Here is a 15884-nt window from a genome sequence, read left to right on the forward strand (position 1 = left end):
GAGCAAGCAGCCATTGCCCAGCTCAAGGCTGGTGAGCCTGTAAGTATGGCATGCGATGTCATGCAGGAATATCCTCGCCACATTGAGGACTTCAAAGGCATTCTAACTATGGACGGCGTAGATTTAGACGGTCTCTTTGGCATGGACTTGAGCATGGACCGCACGGACATGCTCGACGTACATGAGACATGCCTCACCCATGCTATGACCTTCCAGGGCGTAGAGCTTGACGAGAAAGGCCAACCTGTTGCGTGGCGTGTAGAAAACAGCTGGGGTAAAGATTCTGGCAAAGACGGATACCTGTACATGAGTGCTGAATGGTTCCGTGTGTACGGTGGTGAAGTTGTGGTACGCCGTGAATACTTGCCCGCAGAAATACGTGAGTTGTGGGACAGCGCTCCTGCCGAAGAGTGTGATCCTTGGAGCGGCTTTGCGTTAGGTATGGGACAAGGTAAGTAAGTCACTCATCAGATTCATACACATCAGCCGTCCCTCATATGAGAGACGGCTGATTTTTTACCATATAAGACGCTCTGTAACCCAAGAGCAGCATATATTTTGCAAAGTACGTTTGCGAAATAGCTTTTGCAGCGCTTAGTACTGAGGCGTTTCCTTAAGCTCCCTCAAAATACTAAACAGTCCTCTTGCATAGGCAGGGTCCATGGCCCATGTGCCCGTAAGACCAGAGATGGTTGGTGCAGAACCGCGCTTTGACGTAAGGTACTTAAAGCGGTTATCCACACAGGCATTATTAAGTGCATCGGTGCTTGCATAGCCCTTAAGATGCTGGACTTGGGCACGCAAACCATAGCGCACACCTTCGGCACCGTAGCCGCTAAAGTCCTCACCTCGCACGCCACCACCAACAGCACCAAGACCAGCAAAATTGCACTGCCAGTTCTTTACGTCACCACCAAACTGCAGCCAACCCGTCTCATGCATGGCCTGTGCAAAAACTACCTCGGCACGCACGCCTTCAGCAGCTGCCTCTTCCATAACAAGCTGACAGAACTTCTCGATAGTTGGGGCACCATAAGCGCTGTACACAGAGCTGGGATACTGCTTGCCTATCTGCTTATACAGAGCAACCATCTGGCGTGCAGTGACCGTGGAATTGCCCATAATGGTGTATGTCTCGGGGCTTATGTCCTCGTCTACGGAAGGAGGATTGGGCAAATCCGGGTTAGGGTCGACGGGGTTCTCGGAATTAGACTGGTAACCAGGGGTAAATGGAACGTCATTTTGAGATTCATCAGCATGAGGAGTATCAGAACCGCCGCCATAGTACTCCTTTGCATACTGCTCAATGGCGTTTGCCAAGGCATCTGCAATTATAAACTTACGCTGCTGATATACGTACATATCGTTTGCATTGGTCACAAACGCAATCTCAAGAAGCGTTGCAGGTAGATGGCCTTTCTTGCCACTAATAACAGCAATTTCTTGTGTATTCATGCCACGGTTTCTTAAACCGACTGAAGCCTTGAGGGCCTCGTGCATAGCACTTTGGAACTCAAGAGAACCAGGCTCGGCATTACGGGTATGCCTAAAACTCTCAAAACCCGTGGCAGTAGCATTCGGTGAAGCATTAAAGTGAATGGATAGCAGCGTTGTGCAGCCATGATTGCGTGCAGCCTCTTGACGACGGTCAAAATTAACGCCGTCATCCTGGGACTTACGATACGCAATGCCCTTTTTATCTAACCGTAGGGCGATAAGGTCTACGAGTTCATGAGTAAGATCAGCTTCACGATAGTCAGGGGTGGTAGCACCAGGATCCCAGCCGTTCGGGGCACTGTAACCGTGACCAGCATCAAGATACAAACGGAATGTACCAGTATGTTGCTGAGTAGCAGCACTTACCCAGGAAAAGTTCCAACCCTGAGCAGCACCGCCATGATAGGCATACAGCTCTACATTGGTTGAGTTAACAGCATGGCCACCAGTCACGTCAATAACATAGTTGGGGTTAAGAGCAGAGCGCAACACAAAATAACCCTTGGTATTCCACTCTACATACCAGTGCTGATTGGGACCGCCATGAGAGTCATATTGCAAAATATTGGTGCCGTTCTTGACCTCATTGTTATATAGGTCAAGCACCCGACCCGAGGAAACATTGGTAAATACGTATGCGCCACTTGCTATGCGTCGAGCAATCCACTTTTGAGCGGCAGAGTGGTTACGCGTATAAATCTGAACGTTTGCACCGTTTTGGGTTGAACCACCATCTACGTCCAAAGCCATGTTATTGCCTACAGCAGCGTTAATCTCATAGGTGCCATTCTCCAGCTCAATTGCCGAAGACGCAACCCACTGTTGGTTGATGCCGCCATGGGCAAGCCACATACCTACAGAGGTACCAGAGGCATACGTATTGTTTGTAATATCTAAGACAGTATCAGAAAGTTCATTCTTAAACTGCAAGTTACCCTGTACAAAACTCACCACCCAATGAGCAGAAGATGTGGTGGCAGAAGCACTTAAGCGCACCTGACCATTCAGAACATTTACGTAGGTGCCCGTATCCAAAGACTGCAGGGTGTAGGTGTTATCCTTGCCCTCAACCTTTTTTATAAACCATTTTTGATTAAGACGCTTACCGTTAGCAGCAATAGTTAAAGATGCACCATCCGTAGTAAGAGCCATGGTCTTGCCACCAGCGGCAGTAACAGAATACAAGCCGCTAGAAAGGATGTCGGTAATCTTTTCTATTCTAAACTTCTGAGTATTGGAAGGATACGCGCTAAAGCTGGTTAGATACAGATTTGCTTCATCGGCAGGATTACCGCTAATGTCCAAAAGCAAACCAGTCGAGACACCCCTAAAGGAGTAGGTACCATCAGCATTGCGAATAATAGCAAACTGTTGGTTCTTATCGTCAGCATGAGCCTCCCAGAACTGCGCATTATTGCCAGAGGTAGGAACATCACCATTAGAGGCTAATGCAACATTGCCTCGCAATGATTTAAGTAAGAAATAGCCATTTTTAGCGGCAGGTTCAAACACAAATGCCTGGTTGGCAGCATTGTTTTTAGTGTACAGCTGAGCATTGGTGCCATTAGCAGTCTTGCCTGCATACAAATCTACTGCATAGTTAGGATTAGCATATGAAACAATGCGGTACATTGCATTGGGGTCAAGCGAGCGTGCAACCTCTAGGTCTGTTTCTGGAACATGAATGTCCAACGACGTAAAACGCCAACGCTGGTTAGCTCCATCATGAGCACTGTACAGCTCAATATTAGCGTTGTTGTTGGTCTGAGACGCATGCAAATCCACGGCAAACTTGGGGTTAATGGCCGATAAAATCTTGTAGCTACCATCAGCCATCTTAACAATAAGCCAACGCTGTGCCATGGAACCATTGTCGTCCCCCTGCTGCACATTGATGCCGTTAGCAGCCACGTCATCACTTACATCAAGGACTTTACCAGAATACTTATTGGTGAGTTTTGCTAAACCGTCCTTATCGTACGATACATGCCAGACCTGCGTTTTATGACGCGTGGTCTGCCAGAGCAATACGCTAGAGCCAGACTCAGCAGTAGGATAGTCCACATCTACTGCCTTACCATTAGTTACCTTAGTCTCTATCAGATAATCGCCCTCAGGAAGACGGTCATTATCCTGAGCCTGCTTTGCCTCACGTAAAGCAGCCGTCATGTTTTCTAAAATCCATCTTTGATTGCTGCCACCATGGCTGGTATACAACTGTACATTGGTACCATTAGCCGTCTTACCTGCCCATAAATCAAGCAAAAAGGTTGAATCTGCAGCCGATGCAATGGAGTAGCTACCATCAGCCATACGATTTAAAATCCACTTTTGCCCATCGCTATAATTGGGCTGGTATTGTTGTACGTTAGCCTCATTAAAAGGCTTGCCATCAGTTATATCTAAAGCTTTATTGGTTGCCTCATTAATAAGCAGGTAGTACTCGCCATTACGAATAAGACGCCAACGCTGGTTAGCCCCATTATGCTTTTTCCAGAGCAGTACGTTAGCACCATCTGCCTGAGAACCACGGGCAACGTCTAACACCTTATCGGGCGCTGCCTGAGAGTGGATGTAATACACATCCCCTTCAACCAAATTATCATCATAGTTTGCGGCAGCAGCGGCACGAGGAGCTGCTGCACGTTCCTGTGCAGGAGCCTGCTCATCTTGTTGAGCTGCCGAAGCATCATGAGCGCCATTAGTGGCGCCCGTGCCACCAGCTTCGCTTGCTTTTTCGTGGACAGCCACAGGCTCGGCCACAGAAACTGCACGTGCCACTACAGAGTCACTCTGGTCTGCCACAGCATCCTTACTTTGTGCTTTGACAAGAACCGTGGTTGTATCTGCCTGCACGGTTTGTGTTGCCTGTGCAGCTGGTGCAGCCGCCGCGGACTGCTGAGCAGCAGAATCCGTAGCAGCACGTGCCACACTGGGCACGCTGAGCACAACAAGCAATGCTACGCCACATATGAGCGAGCACGCTGTCCACAGCATCTTATTACGAGCTTGTCTTTCCAAATACTTCATAACGCTCCGAATCTAATGTGCATGCTACACAGCAACTATGCACAATCTCAGGGCTTATAGTTTGCGGTCATTTATCGTAGTACAGCTGCCATAAGTAACCTGGCGCTAACTTTATACAGACCGATAATTACAGAGAAGGTCAACATTTTATACACAAAATCAAAACTGTATGCCCTTTGGTTTCAGCTAACTCTGGCTTGTTGTATGTGCGTATCTATACCATGCACTTTTTATACCGTGTATACGGTGCCCTATCCCCTATGATGCAAGGCAACAACACACCCTAGTTCTCGGGCAAAATCTCTATGCGCTGACCGTCTGGGTCTACAATAAAATACAAACCCATCTTGGGATTTTCTTTTTGAATGCAACCCATCTCTTCATGCAAAGCATGAGCTGCCTCAATATCGTCCACCCTAAAGGCAATATGGGTATCCATTCCGCCATTCTCATAGGGCGTTGTGCGACCACGATTCCAAGTAAGCTCAATCTCAAAACCAGACTGAGGGTCAACCATAAAGGTGTTTGACCAGCTCCCATCCTCAGGACCCGAAACACGCTCCACAACTAACCCCAAGGCCTTTTGATAAAACGCTACCGTAGCATCTCTATCAAGAACATGGGTACAACGATGAACAAAACGTGCCTTCATAGTAGGCTCCTTACTGCTTTGTTGCATTTTAAGTTTGTTTAGCATCTATATAATTTTACTCGCCTTGTCATCAAAAAGCATGCTCAGGATATGTTTTTTCTCCTACAACCTGCGCCGTAGATACAATAGAAGTACTCAGAGCTTGCATAAAGCCAAGTAAGTCCCAAAAGCAAGCCCAATCATTATGTACGATAAGGAGCGCTCATGAACGTCTTGGTTGTTGTAGATATGCAAAATGACTTTGTAACCCATGCGCTGGGCACACCCGAAGCACGCGCTATCGTACCTGCTGTTATGGCACGCATTGCTACCGCTCAACAAACTAACGAGAAGATTATCTTTACGCGTGACACCCATCACAGCGACTATCTATCCACACAAGAAGGCACCAATCTACCCGTACCACATTGCTTATATGGCAGCGAGGGGTGGCAAATTATTCCCGAGCTTGCCGAGGTTGCCAATGCTGCAGATGTACGCATTTTTGATAAGCCCAGTTTTGGCAGCATGGAACTCGCAGCATACCTTACACAGCTCAACGCAAAGACGCCTCTTCAAAAGATTACCTTCATTGGTCTGTGCACAGACATTTGCGTTATCTCTAATGCGCTGCTCGCAAAAGCTGCCGTACCTGAAGTTCCTATCGTCGTAAAGAAAAGCTGTTGTGCAGGGGTTACGCCACAAAGCCATGAACGTGCACTTGGTGCTCTGGAAAGTTGCCAGATTATCGTGCAGTAAAGACTGGTTCTGCAATTGTGCAAAGGTCTTCTCCATGAGCAAACTCACGCAGGGCCGCCACAAAGGGTTGCTCTGAACCAGAAGCAAAACTCAAGGTAAGCTGCACTTCATTGGTAAAAAGAGCCTCATGTTGTTTGCCACCAGCAGCCTGTGCCATATGCAAAACTCGATCATAGGCAGCATAAGGAATACAGCATGTTACATAGGTGGTAAGTCCCATAACAACTATATGGTTTGCTGCCTGCGCGTCTGTTACCGCAGCTTGTGCCGCTGCCGTATAAGCACGAACTAAACCACCAGGACCCAAAAGAGTGCCACCAAAATATCGAGTTACAACACAACATACGTCTGCTAAACCAGCACCATGCAAGACATCCAAAACCGGCATGCCAGCGGTACGAGATGGCTCCCCATCATCAGAACAACGCTCACGCCCATCTGCCAATATCCACGCAAAAACAGTATGGCGTGCGTCATGATAGCGAGCCCTCAAAGAAGCAATATACTCCTCAGCAGCAGCCTCTGAAGATAGATGTGTGAGCGCAGCAAGAAAGCGACTACGGCGATCTACAAACTCCGCCGTATGCACTACATCTGGAACAAGTGTCTTATATTCTTGCTGCATACGCAATTAACCCTACTTAACCCTACTCGTTATTGTTACCACCAGTGCCTATCCTGGCAGCTCTGTTAGTACCACCATCTTAAAACCGTGCATATGCCAAATTAAAGCACATGCACGGTTTACTATAACGCGTATTACCATAAGGTATGTAATAAGATATGTGCTCTAGATTACAGAAATAGCTCCTGTTGCAATCTGATACACAGAAACCAACATGGTACCCACAATAATCAAGGCAATAATCTTATCTGCCATGGTAGGCAAAATCTTTTTGTCTTGTGTCTTTTCTCCCCAGGCATAGAGCAAAATGCCTGGCGTAAACAAAATGGTAGTAATCATAATGCCCGTCACACCACAAGACCACACCAAAAACAGAGCGTATACGCAGCCCAAGGTACCAAAGAAGCGAGCTTGAACCACACTGCCAGCACCGTCATCCCCCATGTATTTGTTTTGCCATGCAATTTTTGCAAAATACAAGGTAGATGCCACATAGGGAACAAGAATTGTGCAGACCGCGCAGTTGTACATAAACTGATACGTAGACGTAGCAAACACAGCCAAAATCAAGAACAGCTGGGTAATGCCAGAAGAAACAATTAGAGTAACAAGAGGAGACCCCGCCGTATTTGAGCGTGCAAATACCTTAGGGAATGTGCCCATTTTTGCTGCTTCATAGGGAGTCTCGGCATTAATAATTACATAGCCCAACATAGCACCCAACAGGGATAACACAACGCCCAAATTAACAACAGCTGCGCCTACAGGACCAATAGCAGCTTCCAGCACACCCGCCATAGAAGGTGTTGCCAACTCTGCCATCTGCGCACGAGGCACCACGCCCATACTCAATACGGAAATGAGCATATACAACACAAAGATAAAGACAAATCCAATGATAGTGGAGCGTCCAACATCCTTTGCTAAACGAGCACGACCAGAAATAACAACAGAAGCCTCAATACCCGTAAAAATCCAGACTAATGCCACCATAGTAGAAACAACTTGCTCGTAAAAGCCTGGCCCACCAGGTTCACCCATAAAATTGTCCATAAAAATGGACGGGTCAAACTTACCAAGCAGCAAAATGGATACGACAAACAAACCCAACGGGATAATCTTTACCACGGTTACAAAAATATTGAGCTTTGCTGCCTCCTTAACACCCTTAGCTGCCAACCATACCAACAACCACAAATACGCAGACGCGCATATGCAGGAAAGTAAGTTATTGCCACTCTCAAATGGTTTAAAGAAATATCCTAATGCCGAGAAAAGCAATAAAGCAAACGAAACATTGGACAGACAACCAGAAATCCAGTAACCGTAAGCAGAAATAAATCCAACAAAGTCACCAAAACCAGCGGCAGCATAAGCATAAATGCCACCCGTAAGATCAGGACGAGCGCGCGATAAACCAAAGAAGCACATGGCCAAAGCTAGCACGCCCACAAAACAAATGCCCCAACTTACCAGCACAGCACCGGTATGAGCTCCACCAGCTGCCAAATCTCCTGCAAGCGAGAATATACCACCGCAAATACTAGCGGTAATAACCATCATAGACAGACGCAGCAAGCCCATGCCATGAGGATCAATAATCTTATTGCCCTGTTCATCCACAAGAAGTTCAGCTGCGTCATGCGTTGTTGTAGTAGGTTTTTCCATCGTAAAGCCCCCTTCTGTAATAAAAGAGCTGCACGAACCTCACAAGCGAAGGTCCATGCAGCTCTTGGGGATTACAAATTCATATTAGAAGCGCAAACCAAGGCAGGACAGACCACCATCGAGCTTACGATACTCGGAAGTATCCACCACAATGGTTTTATAGCCAGCATCCTGAACAGCCTTTAGCACCGTGGGGTATCCTTCTGCAACAATAACGGTACCGTTCATCCAAATGCAGTTGGCACCATAGGCTTCCTCTTCTGGAACCACAATCTTGTTGTATTGCGCAAACTCGGGTTTATCGATAAACTCGCCGGAAACCAGCATATTGTTATCTTCGATGTAGTTAACGCCCGTCTTAAGATGTAAGACCTTCTCAAGAGGAACTTCTACGCATGTAAGACCCCATTCTTCTAGAATGGCAGCAAACTGACGAATACCCTCTTCATTGGTGCGCTTAGACCTACCAACATAGAAGGTGTCTCCAACCATCATGACATCTCCGCCTTCAAGCGTACCAGGAGAAGTAATGTGGCGGATCTTGTCATAGTCAAAGAAACGATGCAGTACGGGCTCAAGGAGCGCCGCTTCCCCGCGACGGCTATCCGCACCAGGGTTATCTACAATAACGCCACAACGCGTAATAACGCAGGTATCCTCTACAAAGCAGCTGTCTGGATATTCCTCAGATGCCGGCAAAACCGTTACATCTACACCACAGCGGGTCAACGCATCGATGTAGTCATTATGCTCTTCGAGGGCACGAGCATAGTCAGGCTTGCCCAGCTCAGGAGCAGAGGTAATGCCATCAAGCAAAGAGTGGCTCGGACGACGAACAATACAGTGCGTAAACTTGGTCATGTTATAACCCCTTTCCTCAAGAACTACCATAAGAATTACTTCAAACTGCGGTATCAATGTCCTCATGCACCCACGTTCTGTTTGGATTGCACGTAGACATTGCATCTGCACGTTCAACATATCGTGAGCGTGTAACTGTCATGTACACTGTGAACTTGAGCGGTATAATTTGAGCTGTAAACGGCTTAAATAGTATGATTTACCTTTACTTTTTTGTTTATATAAACAAAATTGTTGATTGTATACAATTTGCGTTTATATACATCCAATGGAGGTGCGCACAGACATGCCACAAGATAGATACCTCTCCCTCAAAGACCATGTGTATGCTCACATTGCCAATCTCATTAACGAGGGCATGCTCAGTGAGTTTGAGCACATTAGCGAGCAAAGCATTGCAGACGCTCTTTCGGTAAGCCGCACCCCCGTTAGAGAAGCTCTTATGCAATTGAGTGATGAGGGCTATTTAGAGCGCGTTCCTCGCAAGGGTTTTGTGGTTCGTGGCTTTGACGAATCTGCTGCGCGAGAAGTGTTTGAAATCCTCGGCCCCTTGGATGGCCGAGCAGCCCTTCTTGCTGCGGGACGTATGAGTGATAATGACATTGCGCAGCTGAGTTTCTTATGTAATAGCATGCAACTAGCTATAAACAGTGGACTGTATGACAGATACGATGACCTGCAACGCGAGTTCCATCAGACGTATGTATGTAAATGTGGTAACTCTCGCCTCTCTAACTACATAGAGGAACTCAACCGCTTTTTTATGAAGCGCGCGTATTTGCAAGAAGACCCAGAAATCCTTGAAGCTAACGCTCGCAAAGCCAATAAAGAACATGCCCATATAGTGGCACTATTTAAAAAGCGTGATGGCAGTGGTCTGCAAAAGTATATTCGTGATGTGCACTGGTCTTTAGATAACGCTAAGTACTTGTCGTGGTAAAGAAGACAAGTTTTTTTCAACTAAAGCCACGAGGGTTTTTCGATAAACGCTTGAGCGTGGTACAATCGCTAACGCGAAGTGAGCTCGACGATCGCGGGGGCAGCAGAAGCTGCTCATGAGGAAAGTCCGGGCTCCACAGGGCAGGATGCTGGCTAACGGCCAGGCGGGGTGACCCGACGGAAAGCGCCGCAGAAAAGAAGACTCCCACTGCTTGCTTGCACATACGCTCGCAAGTAAGAGAAAAGCTGAAACGGTAGTGTAAGAGACTACCAGCGTCGTAGTAATACGACGGCTTGGCAAGCCCCATCCGGAGCAAGCGCAAATAGGAACGCTATGATGCTGCCCGCAGAGCGTTCGGGTTGCGTGCTAGAGGGCGTTGGTAACAACGTTCGTAGATAAATGATCGTCCTTGACAGAACCCGGCTCATAGGCTCACTTCGCACTTTTACCAAGCCAAACTCTTGTTGCTTTTTGTTGCTTTTTCTAAGCTTGTTGTGCCAGTTTTGGTATCAGCCTTTTATTTTTATACAACTTTACAAAGTTTTCTCTATTCTTTTCTATAAATGTTAGTAATATTATGACAAAATAATCATATACACGTTCGTGCATATTGAGCCATCAAAAGAAAAGAGAGTTTATGGGTAAGCGATTTGTTGTTATTGGTGCAAACCACGCGGGTATTGCTTGTGTTAACCAGCTTCTTGCGCTCAATCCCGATGATGAGATATACGTATTTGACCGTAACTCAAACATCAGTTTTTTGGGATGCGGAATGGCACTGTGGATTGGCAATCAAATTACTAAGGGAGAAGGGCTTTTTTATTCCAGTAAAGAGGACCTTGAAGCCAAGGGTGCCCATGTTTACATGGAAACCACTGTTGATTGTATAAATTACCAGGCAAAAACCATTACCTATCATCAAAACAAGAGTGACGATTCACAGAAGCTTCCTTTTGATAAGCTTATTATCGCCACTGGTTCCTCCCCTATTATTCCATCCATTCCTGGCATTGACCTTGCCTACATCCAGCGCGCAAAACTTTTTCAAGATGCTCAGCTTGCTGTAGAGCAAATTGCTCATGATGAACATATTCGCAACGTTGTAGTTGTGGGTGCTGGCTATATTGGTGCTGAGCTCGCAGAGGCTTACGAACGCGTTGGTAAGCGGGTTGTTCTCATAGATGCACTAGATCGTATTTTGGGCACTCATTTTGATAAAGACTTCTCTGACGTTATGAAGACGCGCCTTGAATCTCATGGTATTACCGTAGCACTTGACCAAAAGGTACAGGCTTTTGAAGGTGATAACCAGGGTCGTGTTTGTCGCGTTGTTACTAATCAAGAAGCCTTTGACGCCGATCTTGTTATGATGTGCATTGGCTTTAAGCCTAACAATGAGCTGGGCGCCAATAAACTTGAGCTCTTTAGTAATGGCGCCATTTTGGTAGATGCCAAACAACAAACGTCGGTACCTGATGTGTATGCCATTGGAGACTGCGCTACCATCTACGATAACTCGCTTCGCGCTACCAGCTACATTGCATTGGCTACCAACGCTGTGCGCTCTGGCCTTGTTGCAGCCTTTAATGCAAGCGGTGTAGAGATTCCTTCTTTAGGTGTACAGGGTTCCTCTGGCTTATGCCTCTACGGTCTTAAAATGGTTTGCACTGGTCAAACGGTTAGTACCGCAGCGGAGCATGGCATCGAGGCAGAGATGTGCGAGTATACCGCCAAGCAAAAACCCGGCTTTATGGATGAGGCTGGCGCTAACCCAGAGGTACATATGCGCATTGTATATCGCAAAGATGACCATAGCGTCATTGGCGCACAACTTATGAGCGAGCATGATATGTCCGCTGCTCTTCATATGTTCTCTTTGGCCATCCAAGAGCATGTAAGCATTGAGCACATTGCGTTGTGTGACATTTTCTTTATGCCTCACTTTAACGAGCCGTATAACTACATTACTATGGCTGCTCTTTCTGCTGTTAAGCTATAAGCATTACAGGTAGATAAAATCTACTCGTAGGATGGTTTTTCTGAATAGTGGCAAGTCCTTTTTGGGACTGCCACTATTTTGTTGCAGGTAAAGCACCTAATGTTACACGCATCATCCTCGTATCAAACTAGAACACTTGTACTGTTTATTTCTACATGCTATCCTTACTAGAACATTTGTTCTAGATGGAGGCACGCCGTGGACACTATGTCAAAGCTAGAGATTCTTGCAGAAGCCGCACGCTTTGATGTAGCCTGCACCTCTTCCGGTTCCAATAGAAGCACTAAAGCGGGCAAACTAGGTACCACTCACGCTGCTGGCTGCTGCCATAGTTTTACAGAAGATGGCCGTTGCATTACCCTACTTAAAGTCCTTATGTCAAACGCTTGTAGCTTTGATTGTGCCTACTGCGTTAATCGTAAGAGTGCAGCCTGTGCTCGCGCCACGTTTACCCCGCGTGAGCTCGCGGAACTTACGGTTGAGTTTTACAAGCACAATTACATTGAGGGCTTATTTTTATCATCTGGCGTATTAGGTACAGCAGATGCCACGGTAGAGCGCATGATTTGCTGTTTGCATATCTTACGAGAAGAGCTTCAGTTTAACGGCTATATTCATACCAAAATTATTCCAGGAACCAGTCCTGAGCTCGTGGATAAAGTTGGCAGATTATCAGACCGCTTATCAGTAAATCTAGAGTTGCCGAGCGCACATGCTTTATCCACCCTCTGCCCTGATAAAACCCCTTCTTCGGTTTTGGCACCCATGGCTCTGATTCATACCAAACGCACGGAAGAAGAGATGCTTCTCCTTGCAAGCACACACAACACAAGAAGCATAAGACAGCGTCACATTCGTAAAAAGAGTAGCCCCAGAGGCTCTGAACGTGCACTTATCTCCAATGGGGCTTGCTATACCCTGTCCTCACAAAAGACTTCTCGCATAGGAAGTTCTCTGAGAAGTTTTGCTGCTGCTGGACAATCTACCCAGATAATCGTAGGAGCAAGTCCTGAGGACGATAATCACATCCTTAAGCTATCGAGCTCACTCTATAGAAAGTTTGATCTTAAGCGCGTGTTTTTCTCTGCCTATATGCCCATGTTGGAAGACGAGCATCTGCCAGAACTTGGTACTCCTGTTCCGCTACGTCGTGAGCATAGACTGTATCAGGCAGATTGGCTTATGCGCTATTACGGATTTGAAGCTGATGAGCTCGTTAGTCCTGATGCACCTTGGCTTGATTTAGAGATAGACCCCAAGCTTGCTTGGGCACTTAATCATATAGACCACTTTCCTCTTGAGGTAATGGATGCATCGCTGGAGGATTTGCTGCGCGTTCCTGGTGTTGGCCCTGTTGGTGCCAGGCGCATATTGCAGGCACGGCGCACTACGTTACTGAGCTTTGATGATCTTAAGCGTATGCATGTAACGCTTAAACGTGCTCGTCACTTTTTAACCTGTAATGGCAAGCGTGACCCTCAAAGTCCACTTGACTCGCAACTCATTAGGCAGCGGGTGGTGAGTGATGCCACAACCAGTCCCTACAATCAAAGAAGAAAAGAGCTTGAAGAACAACAGCTCAGATTGTTCTAACTCCTCATGCACGCATGAACTATCTGAAGAGGCTCAAAGACTTGTTGCAACAATCAATTGCAACAGCAGCAGACAACAACACATAGTATTGGTCTGCAAGCCATCGCTTGAGTCCATCCTTGTCACCGTTGCACTCACGTACTATGCGCAACTACACGGCCAGTATGTTCGTCTGAGTTTAGAGAAAGACTGCCAGCTACAACTAGATGAAGTACCAATTGGCCCCATAGACGGATTACAGGATTTGCACTTAGTAGAACGCCTTATCACACAATTACAACGTTTCTACGGACAGCCAACACGATACCTTCTTGCTTATGCCTGCAGCTATGACGACCCTGCTATGCCTCAAGCAGTCTATGAGTGGGCACGCATGGTTTTACACTATAAAGAGCAATCACAAACCCTACTTTCAGCAGTACAAACAGAAGCATTTTTAAAGTATGCCCGTAGAGGATGTACTGAGTGTGAACATGCACGGCAGTTTATTCGCATGAGCAAAATGGAAGACGGTTCATACTTTGCACGTTTTAGCTGCAAAGCAAATGTGCTACCCCTGGTAGCATCCTATTTTGCAGGACGCTTACGCACAGAAAACTTTGCCATTGTTGACCCAAGCCATGGAGTGGCACTTATTCATACAGCTGGAAATATGCGCTGTAGCGTAATTCTATTGGACGAGGCACTCTTGCAAGAACTCTTACATACCAAACAAGTATCTAATGAAGAGCACTACATTCGTTCTCTGTGGAAGACCTTTTACAAAAAGGTTGGCTTTAGTGAGAGAGGCAAAGTTGAGCGAGGCTATGACCTACGCACACACTGGATGGCCAAACGATTTTGGAGTGGTTTGCATGAGCTTGAGCCACAATAGATACTCCCCATACAGCCTTGTAGCAAACACAAAACTGATAGTGCAAAGCCCCGCGAACCTAGGTTCGCGGGGCTTCTTGATGAGTACTTACCGTTTGCAAGCTCTCTACGCTGTTTCTTTTTGACGCTTTTGTTGAGCAGCGCCTGCCAAGAGCACCAATCCGCCAAGAGCTACGCCAAGCATAAGGAACGTATTGTTTGCATCCCCTGTCTTAGGCAAAACAGTATGCTGCACGGTTCCTGGTTTTGCTGGAATCACTGGTTTGGGGTCTTGCGTATTTGTAAGCGTAAAGCCTGTTTGTGCATCGCCAGTAATCTGAGAGGTATAGCCATCTAAGGGTGCTTCTTCAATCGTATAGACATACTCATGACCGTCATTTGCATCATAGGCATCCAAATCCTCAAAGACATGTTTCCAACCATCTTGCTTTGTAATGGTTGTATCCTCAAGCTTGTTGCCATCGCGCAAAAGCGTAACCTTAACAGATGACGCTTCATCTCCCTTCCAAACCTTAGTAACGGCAATGGAACGCTTGCCCTCAATAGTGTTGGTTATGGTAAAGCCTTCATCAGCAGTACCTGCATACACAGCACCATAATGCTCGACGGCATCCTCTACCACACTATAAACAATAGGTTTACCGTCCTTGTTAACAGCCACATCATCAAAACTTGCCGCCCAGATACCTTGAGCGTCAGCTTCAAGCTGCGCATGGGCAACTTCAACACCATTAGCAAGAAGCCGTACCGTCACGTTTTGTGGACGAAGGCCCTGAGCATTGGTGTTATCCACCCAGTTCTTGGTAACAGGAATGCTCATCTTTGCAGGTGTGTGCACATTTGTGATAGTAAAACCTGTTTGTGCAGTGCCTTCAACAGAACTGGTATAGCCTGGAGTTGGAGACTCTTTCACACTGTACGTAATCGTATCGCCGTTTTGATCATAGGTGTCAAGCCCTTTAAAACTAAATGACTGTGCCTGATCCTTAGTAATAGTAGCAACGTGGTTGGTAGGCTGCCCGTTGGCAAGAAGGGTAACGGTAATGGCTTCAGGACGAATACCATCTTGATTGTTTGCATCATCCCACACCTTTGTACCCGATACGACAATCTTAGGGTTAACCAAGGTATTAGTTAACTGCAGCTTGCTGGAATCATAGCTCACAGCAAAGCTTTTACCATCCAACTGCAAGATACCAGAAACATCCACACCCTCTTCTTTGATGGTGTATACATACTTGTTACCTTGGTCATCAGACATGCGAACATTATCAAAGCGAGAAGTAAAGGCGTTGTCCTTATTGAGCGTTTGAGTCATATCGGTAGGTTTTCCATTTTTATAGAGACGAACCAGAACCGAAAGCTTATCCCTATTTTCCTGAGAAAGACCTACCCACTGCTTAGACAC

The 15884-nt window shown here is 46.6% G+C and carries 12 protein-coding genes and 1 other RNA gene; 7 read left to right on the plus strand and 6 right to left on the minus strand.

What is annotated here, in order from left to right; genetic code table 11:
* A partial coding sequence (locus SPD80_RS01385) for a C1 family peptidase (RefSeq protein ID WP_320828132.1) occupies positions 1-459 on the plus strand: 459 nt, incomplete at its 5' end.
* A 135-nt stretch (positions 460-594) separates the two neighbouring features.
* Here SPD80_RS01385 and SPD80_RS01390 read toward each other — a convergent pair.
* Positions 595-4527, minus strand: coding sequence for an RICIN domain-containing protein (locus SPD80_RS01390; RefSeq protein WP_320828134.1), 3933 nt, complete (start codon positions 4525-4527; stop codon positions 595-597).
* 283 nt (positions 4528-4810) lie between these two features.
* On the minus strand, positions 4811-5179 hold the full coding sequence (locus SPD80_RS01395; protein ID WP_320605720.1) for a VOC family protein: 369 nt from the start codon (positions 5177-5179) through the stop codon (positions 4811-4813).
* 204 nt (positions 5180-5383) lie between these two features.
* Between SPD80_RS01395 and SPD80_RS01400 the strand changes: the two genes are divergently transcribed.
* Positions 5384-5917, plus strand: a complete 534-nt coding sequence (locus tag SPD80_RS01400) for an isochorismatase family cysteine hydrolase (protein WP_320828137.1) — start codon at positions 5384-5386, stop codon at positions 5915-5917.
* Here SPD80_RS01400 and SPD80_RS01405 read toward each other — a convergent pair.
* From SPD80_RS01405 to SPD80_RS01415, 3 genes are all read right to left on the minus strand, one after another.
* Positions 5904-6542, minus strand: a complete 639-nt coding sequence (locus tag SPD80_RS01405) for a YigZ family protein (protein WP_320828138.1) — start codon at positions 6540-6542, stop codon at positions 5904-5906. The genes SPD80_RS01400 and SPD80_RS01405 overlap by 14 nt on opposite strands.
* A 165-nt stretch (positions 6543-6707) precedes the next feature.
* Positions 6708-8210, minus strand: coding sequence for a basic amino acid/polyamine antiporter (locus tag SPD80_RS01410; protein WP_320605725.1), 1503 nt, complete (start codon positions 8208-8210; stop codon positions 6708-6710).
* A gap of 84 nt (positions 8211-8294) precedes the next feature.
* Positions 8295-9071 carry a dimethylarginine dimethylaminohydrolase family protein gene (locus SPD80_RS01415; protein WP_320605727.1) on the minus strand — a complete coding sequence of 259 codons (777 nt, stop codon included), beginning with the start codon at positions 9069-9071 and terminating at the stop codon, positions 8295-8297.
* 286 nt (positions 9072-9357) lie between these two features.
* Here SPD80_RS01415 and SPD80_RS01420 point away from each other — a divergent pair, with 286 nt between their 5' ends.
* From SPD80_RS01420 to SPD80_RS01440, 5 genes are all read left to right on the plus strand, one after another.
* On the plus strand, positions 9358-10011 hold the full coding sequence (locus SPD80_RS01420) for a GntR family transcriptional regulator (RefSeq protein ID WP_320605729.1): 654 nt from the start codon (positions 9358-9360) through the stop codon (positions 10009-10011).
* A gap of 75 nt (positions 10012-10086) precedes the next feature.
* Positions 10087-10454, plus strand: an RNA gene (gene rnpB / locus SPD80_RS01425) — RNase P RNA component class A.
* A 194-nt stretch (positions 10455-10648) separates the two neighbouring features.
* Positions 10649-12010 carry a H2O-forming NADH oxidase gene (gene nox / locus SPD80_RS01430; RefSeq protein ID WP_320828141.1) on the plus strand — a complete coding sequence of 454 codons (1362 nt, stop codon included), beginning with the start codon at positions 10649-10651 and terminating at the stop codon, positions 12008-12010.
* Between the two features lie 207 nt (positions 12011-12217).
* Complete coding sequence (locus SPD80_RS01435) at positions 12218-13603, plus strand: putative DNA modification/repair radical SAM protein (RefSeq protein ID WP_320828147.1); 1386 nt, start codon at positions 12218-12220, stop codon at positions 13601-13603.
* Complete coding sequence (locus SPD80_RS01440; RefSeq protein WP_320828143.1) at positions 13575-14477, plus strand: DUF4130 domain-containing protein; 903 nt, start codon at positions 13575-13577, stop codon at positions 14475-14477. The genes SPD80_RS01435 and SPD80_RS01440 overlap by 29 nt, the downstream gene beginning before the upstream one ends.
* 105 nt (positions 14478-14582) lie before the next feature.
* Here the strand turns inward: SPD80_RS01440 and SPD80_RS01445 are convergent.
* Positions 14583-15884: Cna B-type domain-containing protein (locus tag SPD80_RS01445; RefSeq protein ID WP_320828145.1), on the minus strand; the 1302-nt coding region annotated here is incomplete at its 5' end.

Source organism: Atopobium sp., assembly GCF_034113385.1.
Classification (GTDB): Bacteria; Actinomycetota; Coriobacteriia; order Coriobacteriales; family Atopobiaceae; genus Atopobium.

Coding starts and splice junctions, on each gene's coding strand:
- nox (WP_320828141.1), top strand. CDS start 10,649: ATGGGTAAGCGATTTGTTGTTATTGGTGCAAACCACGCGGGTATTGCT.
- SPD80_RS01395 (WP_320605720.1), bottom strand. CDS start 5,179: ATGAAGGCACGTTTTGTTCATCGTTGTACCCATGTTCTTGATAGAGAT.
- SPD80_RS01390 (WP_320828134.1), bottom strand. CDS start 4,527: ATGAAGTATTTGGAAAGACAAGCTCGTAATAAGATGCTGTGGACAGCG.
- SPD80_RS01420 (WP_320605729.1), top strand. CDS start 9,358: ATGCCACAAGATAGATACCTCTCCCTCAAAGACCATGTGTATGCTCAC.
- SPD80_RS01435 (WP_320828147.1), top strand. CDS start 12,218: ATGTCAAAGCTAGAGATTCTTGCAGAAGCCGCACGCTTTGATGTAGCC.
- SPD80_RS01415 (WP_320605727.1), bottom strand. CDS start 9,071: ATGACCAAGTTTACGCACTGTATTGTTCGTCGTCCGAGCCACTCTTTG.
- SPD80_RS01405 (WP_320828138.1), bottom strand. CDS start 6,542: ATGCAGCAAGAATATAAGACACTTGTTCCAGATGTAGTGCATACGGCG.
- SPD80_RS01400 (WP_320828137.1), top strand. CDS start 5,384: ATGAACGTCTTGGTTGTTGTAGATATGCAAAATGACTTTGTAACCCAT.
- SPD80_RS01410 (WP_320605725.1), bottom strand. CDS start 8,210: ATGGAAAAACCTACTACAACAACGCATGACGCAGCTGAACTTCTTGTG.